The following is a 24,220-nucleotide window of genomic DNA, read 5'->3' on the forward strand; positions in this document are numbered from 1 at the left end:
GACGGTTGCCGCAGCTTGCTGTTAGTTCGAGTCACCTTCGACTGTCCGGGCCCGCAACCAGGGGGTGTCTGCTCGCGTTGACCCCTATATGACCCATGAGCTGACCGCATCCCGGCTTGCAAGCGCTTCCAGCAACGCCACCGCAAGCGGCGGCTGGTGGCGCGATGCCGTCATCTATCAGGTGTACGTACGGTCCTTCGCGGACAGTGACGGGGACGGCGTCGGGGACCTGCGCGGGGTGCGCGAGCGGCTCCCGCACCTGGCCCGGCTCGGGGTCGACGCCGTATGGCTCACCCCCTTCTACGTGTCCCCCCAGGCGGACGGCGGCTACGACGTCGCCGACTACCGGGCCGTCGACCCGCTCTTCGGCGACCTCTCCGACGCCGACGAGCTCGTCAGCGCCGCCCACGCGCTGGGACTGCGGGTCATCGTCGACGTGGTCCCGAACCACACCTCCGAGGAGCACCCCTGGTTCCGGGCCGCCCTCGCCGGGGATCCGGGGATGCGGGAGCGCTACCACTTCCGCCCCGGCCGCGGACCCGGCGGCGCCGCGCCCCCGAACGACTGGGAGTCCGTCTTCGGCGGCCCCGCCTGGACCCGCGTCGCGGCGCCGGCAGGCGATGGGGGCACCTCCCAGCCGGAGGCTGGGGGAGCGTGGTACCTGCACCTCTTCGCCCCCCAGCAGCCCGACCTGGACTGGGACCACCCCGAGGTCGCCGCCGAGTTCGCCTCCGTCCTGCGCTTCTGGCTCGACCTCGGCGTCGACGGCTTCCGCGTCGACGTCGCCCACGGCATGGTCAAGGCCCCGGGCCTGCCCGACATCGGCCACGGCGCGCAGGCCACGCTCATCGGCACCGAGCCGCTCCCCTTCTTCGACCAGGACGGGGTCCACGAGATCCTCCGCTCCTGGCGCCGGCTCCTCGACTCCTACGAGGGCCCGCGCATCGGTGTCGCCGAGGCCTGGGCCCCGTCCTCCGAGCGGCTCGCCCTCTACGTCCGCCCCGACGAACTGCACCAGGCCTTCAACTTCCGGTTCCTGAACTGCCGGTGGGACACCGCCGTGTTGCGGACCGTGATCGACGAGTCACTGGCCGCCACCGCCTCGGTGGGCGCCCCGACCACGTGGGTGCTGTCCAACCACGACGTCGTGCGGCACCGGACCCGGTTCGGCAGCCTGGACCGGGCGCGGGCGGCCGCGCTGCTGATGCTGGCGCTGCCCGGGTCGGCGTACGTCTACCAGGGCGAGGAGCTGGGCCTGCCGGAGGTGACCGACCTCCCCGACGCCGTCCGCCAGGACCCGGCGTTCCTGCGCACCGCCGGACAGGACGGGCTGCGCGACGGCTGCCGGGTGCCGCTCCCCTGGTCCGGCGCGGAGCCGCCGTACGGATTCGGGCCGGCCGGCACCTGGCTGCCGCAGCCCGCCGGCTGGGCCGGTCTGAGCGTCGCCGCCCAGACCGGCGACCCGCACTCCACCCTGGAGCTCTACCGGGCCGCCCTGGAGCTGCGCCGCGCGCTGCCGGGCCTCGGCTCTCCCGACGCGGGCCCGCTGACCTGGCTGCCCGCGCCCGAGGACGTACTCCTCTTCACCCGGCCCGGCTTCGCCTGCACCCTCAACACCCGGCCCGCCGCGGTCGAACTCCCCGCACCCGGGCGCCCCGTACTCTCCAGCGCGCCGGTGGAGACGGACGGGCGCACCGTCCGGCTTCCGGCGGATTCGTGCACCTGGTGGGCAATTTAAACGTGCGACCGGTACAGTCCAATCCCGTGACCGCACGGCTTGCCGACATCGCAGCCCAGGCGGGGGTCAGCGAAGCCACAGTCAGCCGCGTGCTCAACGGCAAGCCCGGTGTGGCCGCAGGCACCCGTGAATCCGTGCTGGCCGCGCTCGACGTGCTCGGCTACGAACGGCCCGTACGGCTGCGCCAGCGCAGCGCGGGACTCGTCGGCCTGATAACCCCTGAGCTGGACAATCCCATCTTCCCGGCGCTCGCCCAGGTCATCGGCCAGGCCCTGACCCGGCAGGGGTACACGCCCGTACTGGCCACGCAGACGCCCGGCGGGTCCACCGAGGACGAGCTGACCGAGATGCTGGTCGACCGCGGGGTCTCCGGCATCATCTTCGTCTCCGGTCTGCACGCCGACACGACGGCCGACATGGGCCGCTACGACCAACTCCGCGGCCAGGGCGTCCCGTACGTCCTCATCAACGGGTTCTCCGACAAGGTGCAGGCCCCCTTCGTCTCCCCTGACGACCGGGCCGCGATGCAGCTCGCCGTGACCCACCTTGCCGCGCTGGGGCACACCCGGATCGGCCTGGCGGTCGGGCCGAAGCGCTTCGTACCGGTGGTCCGCAAGATCGAGGGCTTCCGGCTCGGGATGAAGGAGCGGCTCGGGCTCGACGAGGCCGAGACCGAAGAGCTGATCCAGCACTCCCTCTACTCCCTGGAGGGCGGCCAGGCGGCCGCGACCGCGCTGATCTCGCGGGGCTGCACGGCGGTGGTGTGCGCGAGCGACATGATGGCGCTCGGCGCGATCCGGGCCGCCCGGCAGCAGGGACTGAGGGTTCCGCAGGACGTGTCGGTGGTCGGCTTCGACGACTCCCCTCTCATAGCGTTCACCGATCCGCCGCTCACCACCATCCGGCAGCCGGTCCAGGCCATGGGGCAGGCGGCGGTCCGGACCCTGCTGGAGGAGATCGGCGGTACGCCGGCCCCGCACAGCGAGTTCGTCTTCCTGCCCGAACTGGTGGTCCGCGGCTCGACGGCCTCCGGCCCCGGGCAAGCTCGGGGGCGTACTAGTCCGCAGGTCTGAGCGGAGGCGCCGAAGACCGTCCCGAGGGATGATCGAAGGCGAGATCGCATCTGGCAGACTCCTATCCCATGGGTGAAGCGAGCGTGAAGACACTGGAAACCCGGACGGATGTCTCGTCACCCCAGGTGACCGAGAGCGAGACCCGCCCGGGCTCCGAACGCACCCTGCTCACCCGGCTGCGGTCCCCGCGCCGGCCGCGGATCTGGTTCGAGATCGCGCTCATCGCGATCAGCTACTGGACCTACTCGCTGATCCGCAACGCGGTGCCCGAGCAGAAGGCGGCCGCCCTCGCGAACGCCGACTGGATCTGGTCCGTCGAGCGCACCCTCGGCATCGCCTGGGAGCAGTCCGTCAACCACGCCGTGAACTCGGTGACGTGGCTGATCGTGGGCATGAACTACTACTACGCGACGCTCCACTTCGCCGTGACCATCGGCGTGCTGGTGTGGATCTACCGCTTCCATCCGGGGCGGTACGCCGCCACGCGCCTCGTCCTCTTCGCCACCACGGGCGTGGCGCTGGTCGGCTACTACTGCTACCCGCTCGCGCCGCCCCGGCTGATGAACGGGCAGTCCTTCGTCGACACCGTGCTGGTCCACCACACGTGGGGCTCCATGGCGTCGGGGAACCTCAAGCAGATGTCGAACCAGTACGCCGCCATGCCGTCCATGCACATAGGGTGGTCGCTCTGGTGCGGGCTGACGATCTTCGCGGTCGCCTCCGCCCCCTGGGCCCGGATCCTGGGCCTGCTCTACCCGACGGCGACCCTCGTCGTCATCGTGGCCACCGCCAACCACTTCTGGCTCGACGCCGTGGGCGGCATGCTCTGCCTGACCTTCGGCTACACCGTCTCGCGCAGCTGGTACGGCTCGCTGCCGCACCGCCTGCCGCGCCACCCCGAGTACGCGGGTCCGCACCCGGCGGCGGCGCTGCTGAACCGCTTCCGTCGCTAGTGCCGTGTCCATGACGTGGCGGACCGCCGCGTCGCCGATGGCGTGGGTCGCGGTACGCACCCCGGCCGGCGGCCGGTCCATCCACCGATCGGACCCTCTCGTGTCGCTGCTGTTCCCCGGGCGCCCATAGCATCGGGCACAGCACACCGAGAGCACGTGGTGCCGCTCGCGCCACGGGACCGGCTCGTCCGCGAAAAGGGGTCCGTGGTGAGGCCTGAGGCACCCGACAGCGCCCTGCGCGTGGGTGGGCGGCAGTGCCGTTGGCGGGCGCTTCCCTCGGCTCTGGGCATCGTGCTGGCCGGGATCGCCTCGTTCCTCCAGGTCGACGTCGCGCATTCCCACGGTGGACAGCACCCCGGATTCCGTAGAGGTGTGGAGCCGGACCCGGAGGAGTGCCGCCCCACGCTGACAGGCGTGGCACACCAGGACGACGATCTGCTCTTCGTCAATCCCGAGGTCCAGCGGTTGATCCGCCACGGGTGCTCCGTCGGCACCGTGTATCTGACCGCCGGTGATGCCGGGCGCTCCTTCTTCCGGGACTCCTACGCGCGGCGCCGGGAAGAAGGCCTGCAGGCGTCCTACGCGAAGATGGCCGGTGTGCCGAACCGCTGGCACCGCAGCGATCTCACCGTGCGGGGCCGCCGGGTCGTGTCGTCCGTCCTGAGCGACCGCCCTGACGTTCGGCTCGTCTTCTTCCGCCTGCCCGACGGTTTCGCGACGGGCACCGGGAGCACGCGGTACTCCGGACAGAGCCTGCTGAAGCTGTTTCGCGGCCAGATCACCACCATCGCCCCAGTGGACGGAACGCGGTCCTACACCAAGGAAGAGCTGACCTCTGTGATCTCCGCGGTCGTTTCCTCGCGGAAGGCGGAACGCGTCCTGACGCTGGACTACGACAGTGCCACCTTCGGGGTCGGGCCGGCGCATCATGCCGATCACAGCGATCACGAGATGGCAGGACGGTTCTTCAGGAAGGCCGCCTTCCTTGCTCCGGCCCGCCCGGTCGTCGCGCCGTACGTCGGCTACGGCCTGCCGCTGCTACCGGCAGACCTGACTCCCGCACAGCGGCGCGACAAGAAGGCCGTCTACGACGCGTACCTCGCGCGCGCGGGATGCTTCACGTTGCCCTGCCCTGCCGGATCCACCCTCAGCCAGAGTTTTCGCCGCTGGATCGAGCGGGAACACCGCAGGACGCACCGGCGGCCCGGCCCCGGCGAGATCATGTCGGCGATAGGCCACGCCGACTCGACCGTCGCCGTCAAGCGCTGCCTTGAGCGGGACGTCCGCCGACCCGCAGGTGGGCCCGTCACGACGGCCGACTGCGACGGCGGGCCGGCCCAGCGGTGGACCTTCGCGTCCGGAACCATCAGGTCCGCCGCGTCCGGGGCCTGTCTCACCGCTTCCCCGAAGATCAGCGTGTCGCCGTGCGACGGGGCGCCCGCCCAGACGTGGTGGCGTGACGCCGACGGGAGGATCGGATCGGGCGGCCGCTGTCTCCACCAGGACGACCTGGCCCTGCTGAACCCCCGGCTGACTCTGGCACCTTGCAGCCCCTATCAGCCCGAATTGCGCTGGCAATGGTAGAGCCCGGGCGCTCCCCCCGACCCGGGGTCCGCCGCGCCGCAGGCGGGTGATCATCCGTCAAGCTCCGTTGTCAGTGCCTCCTCATAGTGTGGAGACATCACTCGGGGAGCTTCGGAGAAGGAGCAGAAACATGCCCGCCAACAAGATCCAGCACAAGGTGAATCACGTCGCGCTGGTCGTGGACTGTTCGGGTTCCATGCGTCAGCACCAGAACCAACTCATCCGCGTCGTGGACGAGTTCGTGGCGGGCTTGAAGGCCGAGTCGGACAGCCTCGGTCATGAGACCCGGATCAGCCTCTACTCCTTCGACCACAAGGTGGAGAACCTGGTCTGGGACATGGACGTGAAGCATCTGCCGTCCATGCGGGGTCTGTACAAGGTCAACAACGGCGCTACGGCCCTCATCGAAGCCTCTCTGAAGTCCCTGGACGACATGGGCCACATCTGGGAGGAGTACGGCGAGCACAGCTTCCTCCAGATCGTGGTGACGGACGGCGAGGAGAACGCCTCCGGCGGCGACCGACGGCACGACGGCGACATGGCCATCCTCGGCCCCTGGCTCGACAAGATCGCGGCGAAGATGGGTGCGCTTCCGGGCCACTGGACGTCCGCGATCCTCGTTCCGAACTCGCTGGCGAAGCGAACCGCCCAGAACTACGGTTTCCCGGCCGGAAACATCGCCATCTGGGACGCGGATTCCACGGAGGGTGTCGAGGAGGCGATCGGTACCGTGCGCGCTGCCGCCACCAGCTTCCTGCGTGGCCGCGAGCAGGGCGTGCGCGGCACGAAGAACCTTTTCGCGGTCGGCCAGGACATATCGGTCGACGACGTGCGGGCGAGTCTCGAACCGGTCCCGGCCGACAAGTACCGGCTCCTGAAGGTCGACACGGAGATCGAGATCCGGTCCTTCGTCGATTCGCATCCGGGCGTGACGTACGAACGCGGGTCGTGTTACTACCAGCTGGGCAGCCGGGTCCAGGTTCAGCCCGACAAGGAAGTCATCGTGGTCGAGAAGGACACCGACCGCGCGTACACGGGCGACGCGGCACGCAGCCTTCTGTTCGGCACGGGTATCCAGGGGACCGTCTCCGTGAAGGCGGGGCGCAATCCCAAGTTGGAGGTATACGTGCAGAGTCGTTCGGTGAACAGGAAGCTCAAGCCGAAGACGCGCCTGCTCATCATGCTCTGACATTCACGAGGAGGGCGGGCTTTAGGCTTCGTAGCGCTGCTCCCGACTCCTGGAGGCCCGTCCGCATGGCTGTCGTCCACCGCACCACCATGTCCCCCGGCAAGCTGGAACTCGTGGCGTCGTGGCTGTCGGCGCAGCCCTGGTACGAGGGGCGGCCCGGCCAGGCTCCGGAGCTGACCAAGGCGGGCGGTTTCCGGCTGGACGACCCCGAGGGCGAGGTCGGCATCGAGTTCATGGTGGTCACCGACGCCGGTGGTGACACCCCGGTCGCCTACCACCTGCCCCTGACCTACCGCGGGGCCCCGCTCCCCGGCGCCGACCAGGCTCTGGTCGGCACGTCGGAGCACGGCGTACTGGGCCGGCGATGGGTCTACGACGGCACCCAGGACCCGGTCCTGGTGGCACAGCTGCGCGCGCTGCTCCGGGGCGAGGCGGTCCCCCAGGACCAGAACGCGAGCGACGCCCCGGACCCCACGGTCACCGTGGTCCCCGGCCAGGACGGCACGACGCTGTCGGTGACCCGCGTCCTGCACGCGACAGCCCCGGCGGATCCGGACCCGGACCCGGCCACCCACGTCAGCGCCACGTGGCGCACACCGGACGGCGAACAGGTCCGCGCCGTCTTCGCGGCCCTGCGCATGTGAGAGGTACTCGACCCCCTCACCTGGCCGATAGGCGGGCACCTGCCAGGCTCGTCCCGGAGTTCAGGTAACACCCCGGCTCGCCTTCACCTTTGCGGCGCGATGAACTGGATCAAAGACCCCACCCGGACCGCCTCCTGATCACAACCAAATGCGCACCCCAGTTCGTCGACCCCCACCGCGCCGTGGTCGCCGTCCTTCCGGCCAGGGACCGACGAAATGATTTCCCGTGGGCGACCGCGCCTTCCGATACTCGCTTCGTCCCTCCGGCTGCGCCGTAGGCGCCGGGTGACAGCAGTCAGGTACTCGGAACGCTCTTCAGCCTCGGCGCGTTCCCGTGCGTACAGATGAACCAGCTTGTGAAACCGGTACCTGCCGGGGGCGGGTGAGCCGAGGAGATGGGAGTCCACCAGCAGGGCCAGGTGCATCTCAACCGCGCTCTCCTCGGTGAAGACCTGCATGATCTGCGACACTTCGAATTCCGAGGCGTCGCTGAGTCCGAGGAGCCGGAACAGCCGGGATGTCGATGCGGGCAGGGCCAGGTAGGACCAGGAGAACACCGATCGAAGTGACGTCGCCGGATCGCCTGGAATATCGAGAGTGTCGAGCCTATTGGGCTTCCAGGTCAGCTTGGTCACCCATTCACAGATGGGAGTGTTGGGATGACGCGCCAGGCGCTCTCCGGCTATGTGCAGTGCCAGCGGGAGATTGCCGCAGAGCGACACCAGTGCGGCTGCCGCTTCGGGCTCCGCGTTCACCCGGTCCGTGCCGATGATCTTGGCCAACAGGTGAACGGACGCGTGTTCCGACAGGCAGTCCAGATCGACCCTCGCGGCCCCGTGCCGTACGGTCAGGCCGGTGAGACGGTCGCGGCTGGTGACGATGGTGACGCTGCCAGGGCTGTTCGGCAGCAGGGGGCGTACCTGTTCTGCGGATTGCGCGTTGTCCAGCAGGATGAGCATCCGCCGCTCCGCGAGAACTGTTCGGTACATGGCAGACAGTTCGTGCGCTTCCTCCGGCAAGGAGTCTGCGGCGCACCCAAGGGCGGTGAGGAATCCACGCAGTGCGGCCGCCGGGGTCATGGGGGCGCTGTCTTGGAATCCCCGCAGGTCGACGTGGAGCTGTCCGTCGGGGAAGGCATGCGCCCGGTTCTTTGCCCAGTCCAGCGCGAGTGCGGTCTTCCCTACGCCGGGCATGCCGGTGATGGCCAGGAGGATCGGAGCGTTGCTGCTCGGCCAGCTGGCGAGTCGCCGGTCCAGGATCTCCCGGGCTTCTTCCCGGCCGAACAGCTCTGCTATCGCGAACGGGAGCTGGGCGGGAATTGCACGGTGCGTGGAAGCGCTAGGGCAATTGGCTGCCGGCGTCTGAGGGCGACCGGTGGATGTGGTGGTTTCCGTAGCCGCTGGATCGAACCGCCGAGCAGGTGAGGCCGTGCTGCCGGAGGCCGCCGCACTCCCTTCAGCTGAGCTGTGCGGAGGGGAAATCGAAGTGCTCTGTCGAGCTGCTGTCAGCAATTGTGCGGTCTGCGCATCGTCCAGTTCCAGCGCTGCTGCCAGCATTCCCACGGACTTGAGGCGGGGCCTGGCAGCACCGCGTCCGCGTTCGAAATATCGGATGGTGCGCACGCTGAGACCCGAGCGTTCTGCAAGCTCTTCCTGAGTGAGGCCGACGGACGCACGCCACCCCCTGACCAACTCCCCCCCTTCGCTGGACAACCTGCGCTCCTCCTGTGAGTTGGGAAACTGACAGCAGACGCTAAGGCATGAGCTCCGCGTAACGGCCGCTCCTGGCGACGAGTTCGTCATGTGTGCCATGTTCCACAACGACACCTTTTTCGAGGACCACGATCTGGTCGGCTTCCCTGACCGTGGACAGCCGGTGGGCGATCGTGATGGTCGTCCGGCCTGCGGACAACACGTCGAGGGCCCGCTGAACCGCGGACTCGGTATGTGTGTCCAGTGCGCTGGTGGCCTCGTCCAGGATGAGCACCCGGGGGTTGCGCAGCATGGTGCGGGCGATGGCGAGTCGCTGCTTTTCGCCACCGGAGAACCGGTGGCCCCGCTCACCCACGATTGTCTGGTAGCCCTCTGGGAGGCCCGAGATGAGGTCATGGATCTGAGCGGCTCTGGCGGCCGCGACCAGTTCGTCATCCGTTGCTTCGGGGTGGGCGAAGCGAAGGTTGTCGGCGATGGTCGTGTGGAACAAGTGGGTGTCCTGCGACACGACTCCAACAATATCCGCGAGAGTGGCGAAGCTCAGGTCACGTACGTCGACACCGTCGATCGTGATCCGGCCGTCTGTGACGTCGTACAGTCGCGGCACGAGGTAGCCGAGAGTGGTTTTGCCGGCGCCGCTGGATCCGACTATCGCCAGGTGTTCACCGGCCGGCAGATCTATGTCGACATCACGTAGGACGTGGTCGTCACCATGGGAGAACGACACCCCCTCGAAGCGGACGTGACCTCGCGGAGCGGGGATTGCCGTCGGTCGGGACGATTCGGCAACGCCCACCGGCATGTCCAGATACTCGAAGACCCGCTCGAACAGGGCAAGGGAGCCCTGGATCGTTATGCCGATCTGGAGAAGCTGCACCGATGGGGTGAACAGGGCTTGCTGGACGGTGGTGAAGGCCACCAACGTGCCCACGGACACCGACCAGCTGCCCCGATCGACCAGGCCCGCCGCCCAGTAGATCCCAATGGGCATGGCAGCCATGATGATCTGGAGGGTCGACTGGCGCCATCGCCCGGCCATCGACGCTTGGACGTTGAGGTCTGTGAGCGTCCCTGACTGACGGCCGAATTCCTGTATGAGCATGTTGGTGCGTCCTGAGACGCGCCCCAGGAGGAAGCCGTTGACCGACAGGGACTCCTCCACGAGGGTCGACATGACGGCGAGCTGCTGCTGCTTGCGGAACGTGAATTCCCGCCGCTCCTCCCCCACATTGCGCGTGATCCACATGAACAGCGGGAGCATCGGCAGCGAAATCAATGTCAGCCGCCAATCCAGCGTGACCATGGCCACCAGGCTGGCGATCAGGGTCGTGACACTGCTCACCACAGTGGTGCTCACGCTTGTGACGGTCGCCGTCATCCCGCCGATGTCGTTGGCGATCCGGGACTGGACCTCCCCGTTGCGGGTCCGGGTGAAGAACGCCAGGGACATCCGTTGCAGGTGCGCGTACACGGCGATCCGCAGGTCGTTCATCACGTGCTGGCCCACGGAGAGCGACAGATAGGACTGGAAGACGCCCAGGACCGTCACGGTGAGCACGATGGCCAGCATTCCGCCGGCCAGTACGGACAGCAGGCCGTTGCGGTGGTCTGGCAGCGCGATGTCCATGATGCCCCGGAGCAGGAACGGGGAGACCATTCCCAGCAGAGCCGAAGTGATGATCAGCGCGAAGACCGCCGCGAGTCTGCCGCGGTACGGAACGAAGAGCCGGATGATCCTGCGCAGCGGCACGTGCGCCGGCTGGTCGGCGGGGGGCATGAAATGTCGTCTCCTCGCAGGCCGAAGGGGCCCGATGGCGCAACCGGACCGGCCGCTGGAGAGCCCTTGGGAACCCACCAGCAGGCCGTTCGTCAGTAGGTGGTCCTACGCGAAGGTCAGGAAGCCCTCGCGCACGAGCGTCCTGATGAGAACCAGTCGTCCGGAATCGTCCAGTTGCCCCGGAAGGGTCCGCGCGGTGAAGGACGGCTCGGTCCCCTCGGCCGCGAACCGGACCTCGTCAGCCACGTGCACGGGCAGCTCGACGATCTTGTTGTGGAAGTGGAGCTGAACCGACTTGTCCGATTTCCGCATGTCCCATCGGATGTCGGAACGTCGGCTGACCCCGGTGTCCAGGTCCATGCTGTCGAGCCGTTCCAGGTCGGTCAGATGGTTCCGCAGCTCGGGAGCGTTGATCGATATCGCCTGCGTGATCGCGCTCTCCAGCATCCCCGCAGCGGACAGCCGCTCCGCCAGGGCGCCGATCAGCCCGGCCAGGTCCTCTTCCGCCTGGCGACTCAGCTCCTTGTCGGAGACGAACCCCAGCGGGAGACCCTGACGGAACCGCACGTCAGCAGTGATGACCTGTTCGATCGCCTCCATGAGGAGGGTCGAACGCAGGACCGGTCGTGCGCCGAACGTGAGGTGCAGCGAGGCGGTGTCGGTGGACCGCGCGGCGTGCACCGTGCCACGCGGCAGGTACAGCAGGTCGCCGGGACGCAGGTCGAACTCGTGCACGGGCTCGCCGTACTGCTCGACCGGGATCTGGTGGTTCATGTGCTTCAAGGGAAGCTCGAAGCGGGGTCCGTACAGCGCCCACCGCTTGACGCCATGCGCCTGGGCGACGAAAACGTCGTGGTTGTCCTGGTGCGGCTTGAACCCCTGGGCCCCGCCGCCGGGCGTGAGGTAGGTGTTGACCTGGAACTTGGCGTTGGTCTCGGCACCTATCGCCTGGACGAGACGCTGAAGGGGAGCCCAGCGGTGGTGCAACCCGTCCATGATGATCGTCGCGCCGTCGCGGTAACTCGCGTACACCGCTTCCTGGGCGTTGGTGGAGCCGTGCGCGCCGAATGCGAGCCGATCGTCCAGCGACACGATGCTGCCTTCGGCGGCTACCCGAACGTCCTCGTTCTGCAGGCTGGAGAGCGAGAGGATCTCGTCCACGTTGTCGAGCGTCAGCAGATCCGCATAGTATTCGCGGTTCTCTCGACGTATCAGCAGTGGCTTCTTCTCGAAGAATTCATTCTGAAAGGTAGCGATATCCAGCGGAGCGATAAGCCGCGCCAAGCCCGTGTGGGACTGGGCAATCGATTCGCCGTTTTCCTGATGCGTAATGGTTTCCACGTATACCCTCAATGATGAATCGGAGATTGAGGCCTGACGGCCGCCGATACGGCTGGCCCTGCGGTACCCGGGGCCGTGGCCCCGGGTACCGCAGGTACGACGGATCAGTCGTTGTCGTCGAGGCCGTGGTCCTTGCCCCAGGCGGCGAGTTCGAAGTCCGCGCTGCCCTTGTTCTTGTCACCCCAGGGCCAGGCCTGCATGGCGTTGGCTTCAGGCCTTACGACCTGGATATCGGCAGCGTTCAGAGTGTTTGACACTTCTGAATCTCCTCTCGATTGTGAAATATTGAACGTGATCGAAAGTTCGATCGAGCTCATGCTCTCCAGGGTTTCGCTGGATGCCCAGGCAGATTCGGCAGCAAATTAACCGGCAAAACGGACCGGCAAAATACCGCCCACCGGCAATCCAGGTGGGCGGCATTCTGCCGGTCGGTTGCCGGTGAGGGGTTCGGAAGTTGGCCGACACTCGCTCGTCGCCGGTCGGGTGTGCATCGGTGTGCGTACGTCAAAAAAAGGCAGGCCCAGATCCTGAGGATCTGGGCCTGCCCTGAAGTATCAAGCGCCTAGGGGCGACCTTGAGCTCACGCCGTGGTGGCGGTCTCCGCGTCAACCTCGGCGAAGAAATCGTCGGCAATGGCGCGGGCACGGTCAACGTCGGTGAGCGGTTCCCCGACGATACGTCCGGCAAGCTCGGTGGCCAGCCCGAGGACGTCCTCGCGCAGCTCGGCCTCGGCGACGACCCGATCCGCCGCGAGCTGCACGGTGGCTGCGGCGACGAGCTCCTCACGCACCCGATGCCCCTCCGCGCGAATATCAGCGAGGAGCACCACGCCTTCCTCGTGCGCAGCCTGACGGATCTGCGCGGCTTCGTGCCGGGCGGCACTCAACTCAGCCTGGTACTCGGCATGAATGCGCTGCGCCTCCCGCTCGGCTTCCGCGGCCCGCTCCAGCGTGCCCTCGGTGGCACTCTCACGCTCGGCGAGGGTCCTCTCGATCCTGGGCAGCAGCACCTTGGCTATGAGGGCGAAGACGGCAGCGAAGCAAATCGCGGCGACTATGAGATCAGAGAGATGCGGTTTCAGGGGTCCCATGGTCTGACCGTAGTGGCGCCTACTCGTGAGTATCGGCGGCTCGATGGCTTGAAATGCACTATGCGACCGGCAGATTGAGCTGGGTGCGGGGGAACGCCCGTAGCGGTGACGGTGCGGGTGCCGGGAGGTGTCGTCACGGGCGATACCGAAGTCCATTCGCCGGCGCGTGCTCCAAACCTTCCCGGCCAGGGCCCGGACGGCCACTCGGTTCGAAGGTCCAATTCCCAGCCATCCGCCACGACGTGGTGGGCCCGCCGCACCGGGTGAAACAAACTGGCCCAGGGAGTCCCGGCGGTGCGGTCTATGACGTGTCGGGATCACCGGAGCGGGGCACAGTGCTGGGTACTTCCGAACCGCCCTGGAGGACGTCATGGCCCTACAGAAGGCAGTCGCGTTGACCGTCGTCGGCGTCGCGGCAGGTGTCGCGGGATTCCTCGCCGCATCCGGCAGGAGCCGCGCCAAGTACGGCGGTCACCTCAGCTGGCGTGACGCCGAGGACCTGTTGTCCCATCGCTCAGGCGACGGCGCGGTTCGAACGGTGTTCCCGGTCGGCTGATCTTCCGGTGGTCCGGTAATGGGGCGGCTGTCCGGCGGGAAGACCGACACGCCACGTTCGGTGGAACGTCCCAGGTTGCTCCAGTTGGCGGCGTCAGGCTGTCCCGGCAGCGCCTTCCCGGCCGACCGGCCGGCCGGCTCGCCTGACAAGGAAGAACGCCATGCCCACTGTGACGACGCGCGACGGTGTCGAGATCTACTACAAGGACTGGGGCAGTGGACACCCGGTCGTCTTCATCCACGGCTGGCCGCTGAACGCGGACGCCTGGGAGGACCAGATGAAGCTGGTCGCCGACAACGGCTTCCGGGGCATCGCCCACGACCGCAGGGGCCACGGGCGGTCCGGCCAGCCCTGGGCCGGCTACGACTTCGACACCTTCGCCGACGACCTGAACGACCTGATCAACGCCCTCGATCTGCGCGACGTCACCTTGGTGGGCCACTCCATGGGCGGCGGTGAACTCGCCCGTTACATCGGACGCCACGGCACCGACCGGATCAGCAAAGCGCTCCTGCTGTCGGCGATCCCTCCGCTGATGCTCAAGACCGACAGCAACCCCGAGGGCGTGCCGGCCGATGTGTTCGAGGGCATCCGCGACGGCATCCTCAAGGAACGCTCGCAGTTCTGGAAGGACTTCGCTCCGGCGTTCTTCGGTGCCAACCGCCCGGGAAACAGCGTCACGCAGGGCAATCTGGACGCCTACTGGCTCCTGGCCATGCAGCAGAGCATCAAGGCGGGTGTGGACTGCGTGACGGCGTTCGCGGAGACGGACTTCACCGAGGACCTCAAGAAGTTCGACGTCCCCACCCTCGTCGTGCACGGCGACGACGACCAGATCGTGCCGATCGACGCCACCGGTCGCAAGACCGCGCAGATCATCCCCGATGCGGTCCTCAAGGTCTATGAAGGCGCCGGCCACGGGATCGCCGTCGTCCCCGGGGAGAAGGAGCGGTTCAACCGGGATCTCCTGGACTTCCTCCAGAGCTGACCGCGGCCGGACGGCCATGCCGAGAGGCCGCCCGGCCGGGATCAGCCCGCGGCGTACCGGACGAAGCCGGTCCAGGTGGCGGGGGCCACGGCCAGGTGGCCGCCGTCCACGTCCTTGGAGTCCCGGATGAGGATCGCTTCGGGCATCACCGCGACCTCGACGCAATCATTGCTGTTGCTGGCGCTGTAGCTGCTCTTCACCCAGGCGACCTCGACGCAGTCGTTGCTGCTACTGGCGCTGTAACTGCTCTTGACCCAGCTCAGTGCGGAAAGGTCGCCGACCGAGGGCTTGATGCTCATGTCTCTCCCAGCGCTTTCTCGATGAAGGCTCTCGACTCCCGAGGGCTGAGGGCCTGTGATCGGATGATCCCATACCGGAGTTCGAGGATCTGGATGTCCTTGGCGCCGGTGACCAGGCGGCTCATCAGCTGCGCCTCGACGTACCCGATCGTTGAACCGTCCCGGAGCTTCAGAACCTGGATATCACCGCCCATTCCGGCGTGATCCTCGCAGTCCGTCGGCATCACCTGGATCTCGACGTTGCGCAGTCGACCGAGATCGAGCAGGTGCTCCAACTGCCTGCGCAGTACGTCCCGCCCACCGATCGGCCGCTCCAGCGTGGCCTGCTCCAGTACGAAGGTCAGGGCGGGTGACGGCTGCCGGTGGAACATCTCCTGCCGCGCCATGCGGGCGGCGACGTACCGCTCCACCACATCCGGCGAGAAGGCCGGCCGTCGGATGTCGTACAGCGCCCGCGCGTACTCCTCCGTCTGGAGCAGCCCGTGCAGGTTGTGGTTCCCGTACGCGCCCAGCTCAACCGCCCCGGACTCCAGCTTGGCCAGATCCCGGACCTTCTTGGGATAGCGGGCCCTTTCCACGTCGGCCTTCATCGCGGCGAGTTTTCCGCCCGCGCTCAGGATCTCGTCCGCCTTGTCCAGGTACTCCGGGCGAGGAATTCTGGCGCCGCGCTCGATCTTGTAGATCAGGTTCGGCCCGTATCCCATGCGCATACCGAACTGCGCGCGGTCAAGCCCGGCCGCCTCCCGCCACATTTTCAACTGGCGGCCGACGGTCGCGATAACCGCTCCCGATTCATCCTCCGGATCGAGTTCCCAACTCGACTCACTCGACTCATCGGCGCTGTCTGCGTTCACTTCCACCCCCGAGGGACAGGCTGGACAGGGTTGGACACCCTGGGACAGCCGCCGTACACAGCGGCCTCTCTCCTGTTCAGGTTACGCACGCCTCGCCACGCTGAGTCACGTGAATCAGGAAATCGCCTTCGACGCCCTCTTCCCCGCCACCCCACGCGGCGCCCGCGCCGCACGCGCGCTCGCCGCTCACCAACTGGCGCACTGGGGAGTTCCGTTCAGGGACGCGGTCCAAGTCGTCGCCGAGCTCGCCAACAACGCCGTCACCCACGGTCGCGTACCCGGGCGGAGGTTCCGGCTCCAGATGGCCGCCACGGACACCACGCTCCGTATCGAGGTGACCGACACCCGCGGCGCGTGCGCACCCGCATCCGCCGCCGAACTACCGTCTCCCGACGCCGAATCGGGCCGAGGTCTGGTCCTCGTCGCGGCGCTCGCGGACAAGTGGGGAACGACCCTCGGCCCCGTACCCCTGAAAACGGTCTGGGCGGAAATCGCTCTACCGGCGCCCGAATCACCGGATCCGGGTTTCCACGTTCCGGTTGCCCGCCGGGCGGTTCCGCACGACGTAAACCGCTTTAAGAACCCAGGGAAATGACCTCACCAAACCAAACCAGGACCGCTCACTCGGTCGGGTGAATGCGGCCAACCTGGCTGGCGGATAGGCCAATTCAAGGTGCAGGCTCAGCCTCGACAACCCCAAACATGCGAACGGCCCCCGACGGGACTGGCATCCCGGCCGAGGGCCTCACCGCTCAGGAAGAATCGAGCTTCCAGTGGCTGAGCAGCACCTTAGCGCGCCTCCGCGCACTCCGTACCGCATTCTGAGGCCTGGTGTCATGCACGAGAAAGACTCCCAGGCCGAGCGCTACGTCAAGATCGACAACAACCTCGCCCAGCACGGCGAGTTGAGCTTGACGGCGATCGGCCTGTCCACGCACATCCAGTCACTGCCCACCGGCGCCGATGTGTCGATCAAGGCCCTGGCGCAGCGGTTCACCGAGGGCGAGGCCCGCATCGCCTCGGCCCTGCGCGAACTGGAAGCCCACGGCTACCTGTCCCGGACCCGGGAGCGACTTCCGTCGGGGCAGATCTTCACCCGTACGGTGTCGTACAACATCCCGCTCTCCAAGCGCCTGAAGGCGGCGGAACCCGTCGGCCGAGCCCCCGCGCCGGCCCCCGCACCACGCCAGGTCCAGGCTCCGGACCCCGACCCGGACCCCGAACCGGCACCGGCACCGGCACCGGCACCGGCACCGATCCCCCGGGCCAAGGCAACTCCACCCCTCCCCGCCCCCGCCGTCCCCGGGGCACACCGGGAGGCCGCCGAGCTCCTCGCCCGCCTGCGGCTGCGCGACCCCCGGCTGCTGCTCTCGGAGCGCGACGTGGCGCGCCTGGCTCCCGGCGTCACCACCTGGCTGGAGCGCGGCCTGAGCCCGGCCGCCGTCAGCGGCACCCTGGCGGGGTGCCTCCCGACGGAGCCGATCCGGTCTCCCGCCGCCCTTCTGGCCCACCGCCTGAGGGAGTACCGCCCGCCCCTCCTCCCGGATCGGCCGTCCTTCGCCCTGCCCGCAGAGCGGCAGATCCAGCCCTTCCAGACCTGCGACGGCTGCGACCGCGCCTTCCGCTCCGCCACCCCGGGTCAGTGCGGCACCTGCGCCGCGGCCGAGGCCGCGTGACCTCACAGGGCTGTCTGCCCGCCGCCGAACACCTCCTTGAGGAGCCTCTGCGTCGCCTTCTGGAAGGCCCCTGCCAGGGACAGTGCGGCGTCGTCGACATAGTTCAGCGCGGCGGTCAGGGTCTTGCTGCCGTCGGGCGTGCTGTACATCAGCGCCGCATGACCCGCCATGCCGCCGTTGTGGGTGATGACGGTGCCGCCGTTTTCACCCGCGTCCTGCACGAACACCCCGAGGCCGTAGCCGGCCTTGGGATGCGGCTTGCACATCTCGGCCAGCAGCGGGGCCGGCAGGAGCTTGCCGCCCAGCAGTGCGGAGATGAACGTGTGGAGGTCCTGGGTGGTCGAGATCATGTCGCCGCCGCTGGAGATCCAGGAGGGGTTCTGGCGGGTGACGTCGACGGTCTTCACCTCGCCGGCCTCCTCGTACCGGTAGTAGGCGTGGGCGTGCGGCTCGGGGATGTCCGACTCGGTGGTCGGCACCACGGTGTCCGACAGCCCGAGCGGCCCCAGGATCAGCCGCTGGGTCTCCTCGGCGACCGAACGGCCGGTGATCTTCTCGATCAGCAGCCTGGCCAGCACGTAGTTGGTGTTCGAGTAGCTCCAGTCCGTCCCCGGCGCGAACCGCGCCGGCTTGGACAACGCCAGCTCCACCAGCTCCTGCGGCCGGTAGGTCTTGAACCGGTTGTCCACCCACTCCTGGCCTGCGGTCGTGGCGGGGATCCCCGGAGCGAAAGTCCCGTCTTCGTAGTACTCGCCGGTGAAGTTGAACACCCCGCTGGTGTGCTGCAACAGCATCCGCACCGTGATCTGCCGGTCCAGCCCGAACTCGGGCAGGTGGTCGGCCACCGGGTCGTCCAGCCCGATCCTGCCCTCGGCCACCAGTTGCAGCACCACGGTCGCGGTGAAGGTCTTGGTGTTGCTGCCTATCCGGACATGCCCGTTCGTCGGGGGCGTGGCGGTCGCGCCCAGCTCGCGCACCCCGGCGCTACCGACCCACTCGCCCCGCTCATCGTGCACACGCATCGTCACGCCGGTGAAGCCGGACGCGGCCATCTCCTCGATGACCTCCTGCAGCTCCGGGCGATCCTGGTCGGTAAGGGTGATGGACATGGTGATGTGCTCCTTGAGAACTGTTGTGAAATCCGATGGAAGGCACGAGCTCGCCGCGCCTGAGGGGTGCCCCTCTTACCGGCTGCGGGCGGTGATGTCGCCGTAGGCGGTGGTCGCGTGGATGTTCAGGCCGGCGGCGGCGCCGTCGGTGTTGTTCAGTGCGTTGTGGATGCGGCCGTAGGAGGTGCCGGCGTCCAGGGACGCGGAGACTCCGCGGGCGGCGCCGACCGAGATCTCGCCTGCCTCGGTGCGCAGTTCGACCGTGCCGCGCACGGCCTCGGTGATGCGCAGGTCGCCCTTCTGGGTGCTGATCTGCGCGGGGCCGCCCAGGCGGCCGACCGTGATGTCACCGGCCTGGAGGGTGAGGCGGGCGCTGTCGGTCTCGTCGAGCTTGACGGTGGCCTGCGCGGCCTCGAAGGTGACGTCGCCGAGCCGGCCGACGCCCCGCAGTTCCGCGCTGGCCGCCTTCGCCTCGACGCGGGAGCCGGCCGGCAGCTGGACCGTCACCTCGACGGAACCGGAGTTGCCCAGGATCCGGTTCTTCGCCGCCGGGGCCGCGATCCGCAGGACGCCGTCGGCGTATCCGACCTCGATCTGCTCCGCCGCCTTCACGTCACGGCCCTTGGAGACGTCCGCGGGCAGGACCTCGACCGTGGTGTCGGCCCGGTCCGCGGCGATGAACCGGATGCGCCCCGCGGGAATGTCCAGGACGGCGGCGACCGGGACGGCGGTGTCGAACTTCAGCATGGCGTTTTCCTTTGACTCGCTGTTTCCGATGAGGGAAAAGCTACGTTGCGTTCAAAGACTGAGCAACATATTCGTTGCGCTGAAATGCCATTATCGCAGGCGAAGGCCAGGAAATCGTTGCAACGGTCTAACGCCTAACGCAACAACCCTCACCCCACTCGTTGCAATGAATTGAGAGTGAACGCTATGTCGGAGGCGCCCGGGAGCCACGGACCCGCCTGAAATTTGTTTTCGTCGCCGGGCAACCGAATCCGAGCGGGAGGTGGTCAAGAGGGCGAAGGGGGTGGCGATGCACGCCGAGCAAGAAGCTCAGTTCCAGTCGTTCGTGGCCGCGCGCTGGTCTCATCTGGTGCGGACCGCGTACCTGTTGACCGGCGATCCGCATGACGCGGAGGACGTGACCCAGACGGCGCTCGCGAAGGCGTACCGCTCGTGGCGGCGCGTCTCGCGCAGCGACAGTCCGGAGGCGTACGTGCGCCGGATGCTGGTCAGTTGCAATAACGACCGGTTCCGCAAGCGCCGGGTACGGGAGCGGCTGACGGACGCCGTGCCGGACACGTCGGTGCGCGACAACGCCGTCGCGTGGGCCGATGAGCGCAACGTACTGATGGCCGCGTTGGCCGAACTGCCCGCCCGGCAGCGGGCGGTCGTGGTCATGCGGTACTGGGAGGACCTCTCCGAAGCCGAGACCGCCGACGTCCTGGGCTGTTCCCAGGGCACGGTCAAGAGCCAGGCGTCCAAGGCGCTGGCCAAGCTGCGCGCATGGCCCGGGCTGGGCCGGATCACGACGACGACGAACGAGATGAGTGAAAGGGCGGTCCTGTGAGCGGGCGAGGCGACGGCGGACCGGACGGATTCGAGCTGGACCTGCGGGAGTGGATGGCCCAGGACGCGGAGGCCGTACGCCCCGCCGCAGTTCCGTATCAGGCGATCGTGCGGCAGGGCCGCGTGGAGCGGCGGCGCAGGCTGGCGGTGGCGGGGGCGGCCCTGGTCGCACTGGCCGTCGTACCGGCCACGGCGATCGCCGTCACCGGCGACGGCGATGGCGGCGGGCCGTCCGACCGGGTGTCCGCGGCGGGCGGCGGCCCGACGCCGAGCGGGGTGGTCCAGCCGCCCCAGCGGACTCGCCTGCCGCAGTTTCCCGCGACTCCCGGGCAGCTCACCGACGACATCAGCTTCGAGCAGGCCGGCATCAAGCTGGTCGAGTGCCTCGACTTCAACCGCCAGCACTCCGGCGGGGCGGGGGCCAAGCCGCAGGACCTGGGCGAGGCCTCCGACTACCGGATCCTGCTCGCACTGCGCAGTACCGGCAACGACAACAGCCCGGGCGACGGCCAGTTCATCGTCGCCGTCAAGGACGCCCCGACGCAGATCCGGCTCATCTGCAACGTCAAGAACGGCCGGACGAGTGGCGTCAACATCTCGGCCGGCGGCGACGCGAACCCCGAGAGCGGGGCCGTCGTCCCCGACATGAACGCGGGCAAGCTCCACCTCCAGCGGCTGAGCGGCGAAGGCCCGTGGAAGCTGCCCTACCGCTGGGGCAGCATCGGCACCGTCGTCGACCCTCGCGTCGCCCGGGTCACCGTCACCTACGGCGGAGCCACCGCCGAGGCCGTGATCGACCACGGATGGTTCGCCGCCACCGGCGTGCTGGACCGGCCCGTCACCAGGACTCCCCGGATCCAGGGCTACGACGCCCAGGGCACGCAGGTCTACGACTCCGACCAGGACAGGTCCTACAACAAGACCATCCCGTAACGGGACGGAGAGCAAGGCCTCGCCGCCGTACGGGGGTCGGCGTCGAGGTCCTGTGCCGCTATGCCCCTACGCCCCGTAGAACAGTTCGTCCACCACGGCCCGGGCCCGGCGGGTGATGCGCCGGTAGTCGTCCAGCATCTCGCCGACCGTGCCCTCGGCGTAGCCGAGGTAGCGGCCCACCGCCGCCAGCTCGCGGGCCTCGGACGGGAACGTGTCCCCGGCCCGGCCGCGGACCAGCATCACGGCGTTGCGGACCCGGGTGGCCAGTACCCAGGCCTCGTCCAGGATCTGCGCCTCCTCCGTCGGGATCAGCCCGGCCGCGTGGGCGGCGGCCAGGGCCTCGCGGGTACGGGTGGTGCGCAGGCCCGGTTCGGCCCAGGCGTGCCGCATCTGCATCAGCTGGACGGTCCACTCGACGTCGCTGAGGCCGCCGCGGCCGAGCTTGGTGTGCAGGGTCGGGTCGGCGCCGCGCGGCAGCCGCTCGGACTCCATGCGGGCCTTGAGCCTGCGGATCTCCCGTACGGCGTCCTCGCCGAGCCCCTCCATCGGGTAGCGCAGCGGGTCGATCAGGTCGATGAAGCGGCGGCCGAGGTCCTCGTCGCCCGCGACGGGTTCGGCGCGCAGCAGGGCCTGGCTCTCCCAGGTCAGGGACCAGCGCCGGTAGTACGCGGCGTAGGAGGCCAGTGTGCGCACCAGGGGGCCGGAGCGTCCTTCGGGGCGCAGGTCGGCGTCGATGAGCAGCGGCGGGTCCGCGGTGGGCAGCTGGAGCAGCCTGCGCATCTCGGCGACGACCGCCTGGGCGGCCTTCGCGGACTCCTGTTCGTCGACGCCTTCGCGGGGTTCGTGGACGAACAGGACGTCGGCGTCGGAGCCGTAGCCCAGTTCGTGGCCGCCGAAGCGGCCGACGCCGATGACGGCGAAACGGGTGGGCAGGGTGTCGCCCCAGTGGGACTGGACGGCGGCGCGCAGGGCGCCGGCGACGGTGGCGGCGGTGAGGTCGGAGACGGCTCCGCCGACCCGGTCGACGAGGGCTCCGTGGTCCTCCTCGGCGGGGCTGTCCTCCGTACCGTACGAGCGGATGATGTCGGCGGCGGTGGTGCGGAAGAGCTCGCGGCGGCGCACCCCGCGGACGGCGGCGACGCCGGCTTCGGCGCTGTCGGCGCGGCCGACTGCGGCGAGGACCTCCTGCTCCAGGGCCTCGTGGGTACGGGGCTGGAGGCCTTCGGGGTCGCCGAGCAGGGCGACGGCCTCGGGGGCGCGCATGAGGAGGTCGGGGGCGAGGCGGCCGGCGGACAGGACGCGGGCGAGGTTCTCGGCGGCGGCGCCCTCGTCGCGCAGCAGCCGCAGGTACCAGGGCGTCTTGCCGAGGGCGTCGGAGACCTTGCGGAAGTTCAGCAGGCCGGCGTCCGGGTCGGCGGAGTCGGCGAACCAGCCGAGGAGGACCGGCAGCAGGGTGCGCTGGATGGCGGCCTTGCGGGTGACGCCGGAGGCGAGGGCTTCGAGGTGGCGCAGGGCCGACGACGGGTCGGCGTACCCGAGGGCTTCGAGGCGCTGGCCGGCGGCGCGCGGGGAGAGCCGGGTCTCGCCGGGGGTGAGCTGGGCGACGGCGTCCAGGAGCGGCCGGTAGAAGAGTTTCTCGTGCAGGCGCCGGACCACGGAGGCGTGCCTGCGCCAGGCCTTGTTGAGCTCGGCGACGGGTTCGGTGCGCAGGCCGAGCGAGCGGCCCAGGCGCCGCAGGTCGCCCTCGTCCTCGGGTACGAGGTGGGTGCGGCGCAGCCGGTAGAGCTGGATGCGGTGCTCCATGGCGCGCAGGAAGCGGTACGCGTCGTGCAGTTGGGCGGCGTCGGCGCGGCCGACGTAGCCTCCGGCGGCCAGGGCGTGGAGGGCGTCGAGGGTGGTGCCGGAGTGCAGGGTGGCGTCGTGGCGACCGTGCACGAGCTGGAGCAGCTGGACGGCGAACTCGACGTCGCGCAGGCCGCCGGGGCCGAGTTTGAGTTCGCGGTCGACCTGGGCGGCGGGGATGTTGTCGACGACGCGGCGGCGCATCTTCTGGACGTCGGCGACGAAGTTCTCGCGCTCGGCGGCCTGCCAGACCAGGGGGCTTATGGCGTCGACGTACCCGGCGCCGAGGGCTTCGTCCCCGGCGACGGCGCGGGCCTTGAGGAGGGCCTGGAACTCCCAGGTCTTGGCCCAGCGTTGGTAGTAGGCGAGGTGGGAGGCGAGGGTCCGGACGAGGGGGCCGTTGCGGCCCTCGGGGCGGAGGTTGGCGTCGACGGGCCAGATGGTGCCCTCGACGGTGGTCTCGGAACAGATCCGCATGAGGTGGGAGGCGAGGCGGGTGGCGGCCTGGATGCCCTTGCCCTCGTCGATTCCGTTCACGGCCTCCCCGACGAAGATGACGTCGACGTCGGAGACGTAGTTCAGCTCGTTGCCGCCGCACTTGCCCATCGCGATGACGGCGAGGCGGCACTGGGCGGCGTCCTCGGGTGCGGCGGCGGAGGCGATGCGCAGGGCCGCGCGGAGGGTGGCGGTGGCGAGGTCCGCGAGCTCGGCGGCGGTCTGGGAGACGTCTATGGTCCCGCAGACGTCTCGGGCGGCGATGGAGAGCAGGCAGCGGCGGTAGGCGACGCGGAGCGCGACGGGGTCGTGGGCGTCGGCGAGGCCCTGCTCGAACTCGGGGAGCCCGGGGTGCAGGTCGGCAGCCTCGTAGGTGACGAGGGCCTGCCAGTCGCGGGGGTGGCGGGCGAGGTGGTCGCCGAGTGCCTCGGAGGCGCCGAGCACACCGAGGAGGCGGTCGCGCAGCGGCTTGGCGCTGACGAGGGTGTCGAGGAGCCCGGGCAGTTCGTCGGCGGGCTGCGCCTCGGCGAGCCGTACGAGTCCGAGGAGGGCGAGGTCGGGGTCGGCCGTCGCCCCGAGGGCGTCGAGGAGCACCGGATCGGTGCGTACGGCGGCCAGCACGTCGGCGTCGAGCAGCCGGCCCGCGGCGGAGGGGTCGGTGAAGCCGCTGCGCAGCAGCCGGATGAAGGTGCTGCTCCTGCGTCCCGGGACTGTCATCCCGCCGCCTCCCGCGGTTGTCGCTGCCACTGCCCTGGCGTGCCTGGAGTGAGCCTATCCGGCGCAGGCGTTCGACTC

Annotated in this window: 22 protein-coding genes; 12 read left to right on the forward strand and 10 right to left on the reverse strand. The window is 68.9% G+C overall.

Features of this window, described 5'->3' with window-relative positions; all coding sequences use genetic code 11:
- Positions 1-88: 88 nt before the first annotated feature.
- The 6 genes from OG737_RS07550 to OG737_RS07575 all read left to right on the forward strand — a co-directional run bounded on the left by OG737_RS07550 (position 89) and on the right by OG737_RS07575 (position 7,181).
- The gene (locus tag OG737_RS07550) at positions 89-1,738 is read left to right on the forward strand and encodes a glycoside hydrolase family 13 protein (RefSeq protein WP_405921322.1); all 1,650 of its coding nucleotides are present in this window, start codon (positions 89-91) and stop codon (positions 1,736-1,738) included.
- 26 nt (positions 1,739-1,764) lie between these two features.
- Complete coding sequence (locus tag OG737_RS07555; RefSeq protein ID WP_328925359.1) at positions 1,765-2,811, forward strand: LacI family DNA-binding transcriptional regulator; 1,047 nt, start codon at positions 1,765-1,767, stop codon at positions 2,809-2,811.
- A 68-nt stretch (positions 2,812-2,879) separates the two neighbouring features.
- Positions 2,880-3,764 carry a phosphatase PAP2 family protein gene (locus OG737_RS07560; RefSeq protein WP_328925360.1) on the forward strand — a complete coding sequence of 295 codons (885 nt, stop codon included), beginning with the start codon at positions 2,880-2,882 and terminating at the stop codon, positions 3,762-3,764.
- A 414-nt stretch (positions 3,765-4,178) separates the two neighbouring features.
- Complete coding sequence (locus OG737_RS07565; protein WP_405922405.1) at positions 4,179-5,348, forward strand: ricin-type beta-trefoil lectin domain protein; 1,170 nt, start codon at positions 4,179-4,181, stop codon at positions 5,346-5,348.
- A 130-nt stretch (positions 5,349-5,478) separates the two neighbouring features.
- Positions 5,479-6,537 carry a vWA domain-containing protein gene (locus tag OG737_RS07570; RefSeq protein WP_328925362.1) on the forward strand — a complete coding sequence of 353 codons (1,059 nt, stop codon included), beginning with the start codon at positions 5,479-5,481 and terminating at the stop codon, positions 6,535-6,537.
- Between the two features lie 65 nt (positions 6,538-6,602).
- Positions 6,603-7,181: a maltokinase N-terminal cap-like domain-containing protein gene (locus OG737_RS07575; RefSeq protein ID WP_405680020.1), complete on the forward strand. Its 579-nt coding sequence runs from the start codon at positions 6,603-6,605 to the stop codon at positions 7,179-7,181.
- A gap of 83 nt (positions 7,182-7,264) precedes the next feature.
- On the opposite strand, the gene OG737_RS07580 is transcribed toward OG737_RS07575, so the two are convergent.
- From OG737_RS07580 to OG737_RS07600, 5 genes are all read right to left on the reverse strand, one after another.
- On the reverse strand, positions 7,265-8,893 hold the full coding sequence (locus OG737_RS07580; RefSeq protein ID WP_405921323.1) for an NB-ARC domain-containing protein: 1,629 nt from the start codon (positions 8,891-8,893) through the stop codon (positions 7,265-7,267).
- A gap of 40 nt (positions 8,894-8,933) precedes the next feature.
- Positions 8,934-10,670, reverse strand: a complete 1,737-nt coding sequence (locus tag OG737_RS07585; protein ID WP_405680018.1) for an ABC transporter ATP-binding protein — start codon at positions 10,668-10,670, stop codon at positions 8,934-8,936.
- A 105-nt stretch (positions 10,671-10,775) separates the two neighbouring features.
- Positions 10,776-12,011, reverse strand: a complete 1,236-nt coding sequence (locus tag OG737_RS07590) for a cupin domain-containing protein (RefSeq protein ID WP_405921324.1) — start codon at positions 12,009-12,011, stop codon at positions 10,776-10,778.
- Positions 12,012-12,115: 104 nt separating this feature from the next.
- Positions 12,116-12,268, reverse strand: a complete 153-nt coding sequence (locus tag OG737_RS07595; protein WP_328925367.1) for a hypothetical protein — start codon at positions 12,266-12,268, stop codon at positions 12,116-12,118.
- A 323-nt stretch (positions 12,269-12,591) separates the two neighbouring features.
- The gene (locus OG737_RS07600) at positions 12,592-13,101 is read right to left on the reverse strand and encodes a hypothetical protein (RefSeq protein WP_405921325.1); all 510 of its coding nucleotides are present in this window, start codon (positions 13,099-13,101) and stop codon (positions 12,592-12,594) included.
- A gap of 370 nt (positions 13,102-13,471) precedes the next feature.
- On the opposite strand from OG737_RS07600, the gene OG737_RS07605 reads away from it, so the two are divergent.
- Together OG737_RS07605 and OG737_RS07610 are read left to right on the forward strand one after the other, a co-directional pair.
- A complete protein-coding gene (locus OG737_RS07605) occupies positions 13,472-13,657 on the forward strand; it encodes a hypothetical protein (RefSeq protein ID WP_328925369.1) in 186 nt (61 codons plus the stop codon).
- A gap of 160 nt (positions 13,658-13,817) precedes the next feature.
- Positions 13,818-14,645: an alpha/beta hydrolase gene (locus OG737_RS07610; RefSeq protein ID WP_328925370.1), complete on the forward strand. Its 828-nt coding sequence runs from the start codon at positions 13,818-13,820 to the stop codon at positions 14,643-14,645.
- A gap of 41 nt (positions 14,646-14,686) precedes the next feature.
- Here the strand turns inward: OG737_RS07610 and OG737_RS07615 are convergent, their stop codons facing one another.
- Positions 14,687-14,944 (reverse strand): DUF397 domain-containing protein, encoded by a 258-nt coding sequence (locus tag OG737_RS07615; protein ID WP_328925371.1) that lies wholly within the window; start codon positions 14,942-14,944, stop codon positions 14,687-14,689.
- Complete coding sequence (locus OG737_RS07620) at positions 14,941-15,798, reverse strand: helix-turn-helix transcriptional regulator (RefSeq protein ID WP_328925372.1); 858 nt, start codon at positions 15,796-15,798, stop codon at positions 14,941-14,943. Before OG737_RS07620 ends, OG737_RS07615 begins: the two co-directional genes overlap by 4 nt.
- A gap of 109 nt (positions 15,799-15,907) precedes the next feature.
- Between OG737_RS07620 and OG737_RS07625 the strand changes: the two genes are divergently transcribed.
- Positions 15,908-16,393, forward strand: coding sequence for an ATP-binding protein (locus tag OG737_RS07625; protein ID WP_405921326.1), 486 nt, complete (start codon positions 15,908-15,910; stop codon positions 16,391-16,393).
- Between the two features lie 241 nt (positions 16,394-16,634).
- Positions 16,635-17,474 carry a helix-turn-helix domain-containing protein gene (locus tag OG737_RS07630; RefSeq protein ID WP_405921327.1) on the forward strand — a complete coding sequence of 280 codons (840 nt, stop codon included), beginning with the start codon at positions 16,635-16,637 and terminating at the stop codon, positions 17,472-17,474.
- A 2-nt stretch (positions 17,475-17,476) separates the two neighbouring features.
- On the opposite strand, the gene OG737_RS07635 is transcribed toward OG737_RS07630, so the two are convergent.
- Complete coding sequence (locus OG737_RS07635; RefSeq protein WP_405921328.1) at positions 17,477-18,583, reverse strand: serine hydrolase domain-containing protein; 1,107 nt, start codon at positions 18,581-18,583, stop codon at positions 17,477-17,479.
- A gap of 75 nt (positions 18,584-18,658) precedes the next feature.
- Positions 18,659-19,330: a DUF4097 family beta strand repeat-containing protein gene (locus OG737_RS07640; RefSeq protein WP_405921329.1), complete on the reverse strand. Its 672-nt coding sequence runs from the start codon at positions 19,328-19,330 to the stop codon at positions 18,659-18,661.
- Between the two features lie 289 nt (positions 19,331-19,619).
- On the opposite strand from OG737_RS07640, the gene OG737_RS07645 reads away from it, so the two are divergent.
- Both OG737_RS07645 and OG737_RS07650 read left to right on the forward strand, forming a co-directional pair.
- Positions 19,620-20,156: a SigE family RNA polymerase sigma factor gene (locus OG737_RS07645; protein ID WP_405921330.1), complete on the forward strand. Its 537-nt coding sequence runs from the start codon at positions 19,620-19,622 to the stop codon at positions 20,154-20,156.
- A complete protein-coding gene (locus OG737_RS07650; protein WP_328925378.1) occupies positions 20,153-21,088 on the forward strand; it encodes a hypothetical protein in 936 nt (311 codons plus the stop codon). Before OG737_RS07645 ends, OG737_RS07650 begins: the two co-directional genes overlap by 4 nt.
- A 66-nt stretch (positions 21,089-21,154) precedes the next feature.
- On the opposite strand, the gene OG737_RS07655 is transcribed toward OG737_RS07650, so the two are convergent.
- Positions 21,155-24,142 (reverse strand): bifunctional [glutamine synthetase] adenylyltransferase/[glutamine synthetase]-adenylyl-L-tyrosine phosphorylase, encoded by a 2,988-nt coding sequence (locus OG737_RS07655; protein WP_405921331.1) that lies wholly within the window; start codon positions 24,140-24,142, stop codon positions 21,155-21,157.
- Positions 24,143-24,220 lie beyond the last annotated feature (78 nt).

This window comes from Streptomyces sp. NBC_00122, assembly GCF_045160845.1.
GTDB lineage: Bacteria > Actinomycetota > Actinomycetes > Streptomycetales > Streptomycetaceae > Streptomyces.

Bases quoted from the DNA above. Each gene is read 5' to 3' on its own strand.
- OG737_RS07570 (WP_328925362.1), top strand. From the start codon at position 5,479: ATGCCCGCCAACAAGATCCAGCACAAGGTGAATCACGTCGCGCTGGTC.
- OG737_RS07605 (WP_328925369.1), top strand. From the start codon at position 13,472: ATGGCCCTACAGAAGGCAGTCGCGTTGACCGTCGTCGGCGTCGCGGCA.
- OG737_RS07630 (WP_405921327.1), top strand. From the start codon at position 16,635: ATGCACGAGAAAGACTCCCAGGCCGAGCGCTACGTCAAGATCGACAAC.
- OG737_RS07560 (WP_328925360.1), top strand. From the start codon at position 2,880: ATGGGTGAAGCGAGCGTGAAGACACTGGAAACCCGGACGGATGTCTCG.
- OG737_RS07585 (WP_405680018.1), bottom strand. From the start codon at position 10,670: ATGCCCCCCGCCGACCAGCCGGCGCACGTGCCGCTGCGCAGGATCATC.
- OG737_RS07655 (WP_405921331.1), bottom strand. From the start codon at position 24,142: ATGACAGTCCCGGGACGCAGGAGCAGCACCTTCATCCGGCTGCTGCGC.
- OG737_RS07550 (WP_405921322.1), top strand. From the start codon at position 89: ATGACCCATGAGCTGACCGCATCCCGGCTTGCAAGCGCTTCCAGCAAC.
- OG737_RS07640 (WP_405921329.1), bottom strand. From the start codon at position 19,330: ATGCTGAAGTTCGACACCGCCGTCCCGGTCGCCGCCGTCCTGGACATT.
- OG737_RS07600 (WP_405921325.1), bottom strand. From the start codon at position 13,101: ATGGGACCCCTGAAACCGCATCTCTCTGATCTCATAGTCGCCGCGATT.
- OG737_RS07575 (WP_405680020.1), top strand. From the start codon at position 6,603: ATGGCTGTCGTCCACCGCACCACCATGTCCCCCGGCAAGCTGGAACTC.
- OG737_RS07635 (WP_405921328.1), bottom strand. From the start codon at position 18,583: ATGTCCATCACCCTTACCGACCAGGATCGCCCGGAGCTGCAGGAGGTC.
- OG737_RS07615 (WP_328925371.1), bottom strand. From the start codon at position 14,944: ATGAGCATCAAGCCCTCGGTCGGCGACCTTTCCGCACTGAGCTGGGTC.
- OG737_RS07610 (WP_328925370.1), top strand. From the start codon at position 13,818: ATGCCCACTGTGACGACGCGCGACGGTGTCGAGATCTACTACAAGGAC.
- OG737_RS07645 (WP_405921330.1), top strand. From the start codon at position 19,620: ATGCACGCCGAGCAAGAAGCTCAGTTCCAGTCGTTCGTGGCCGCGCGC.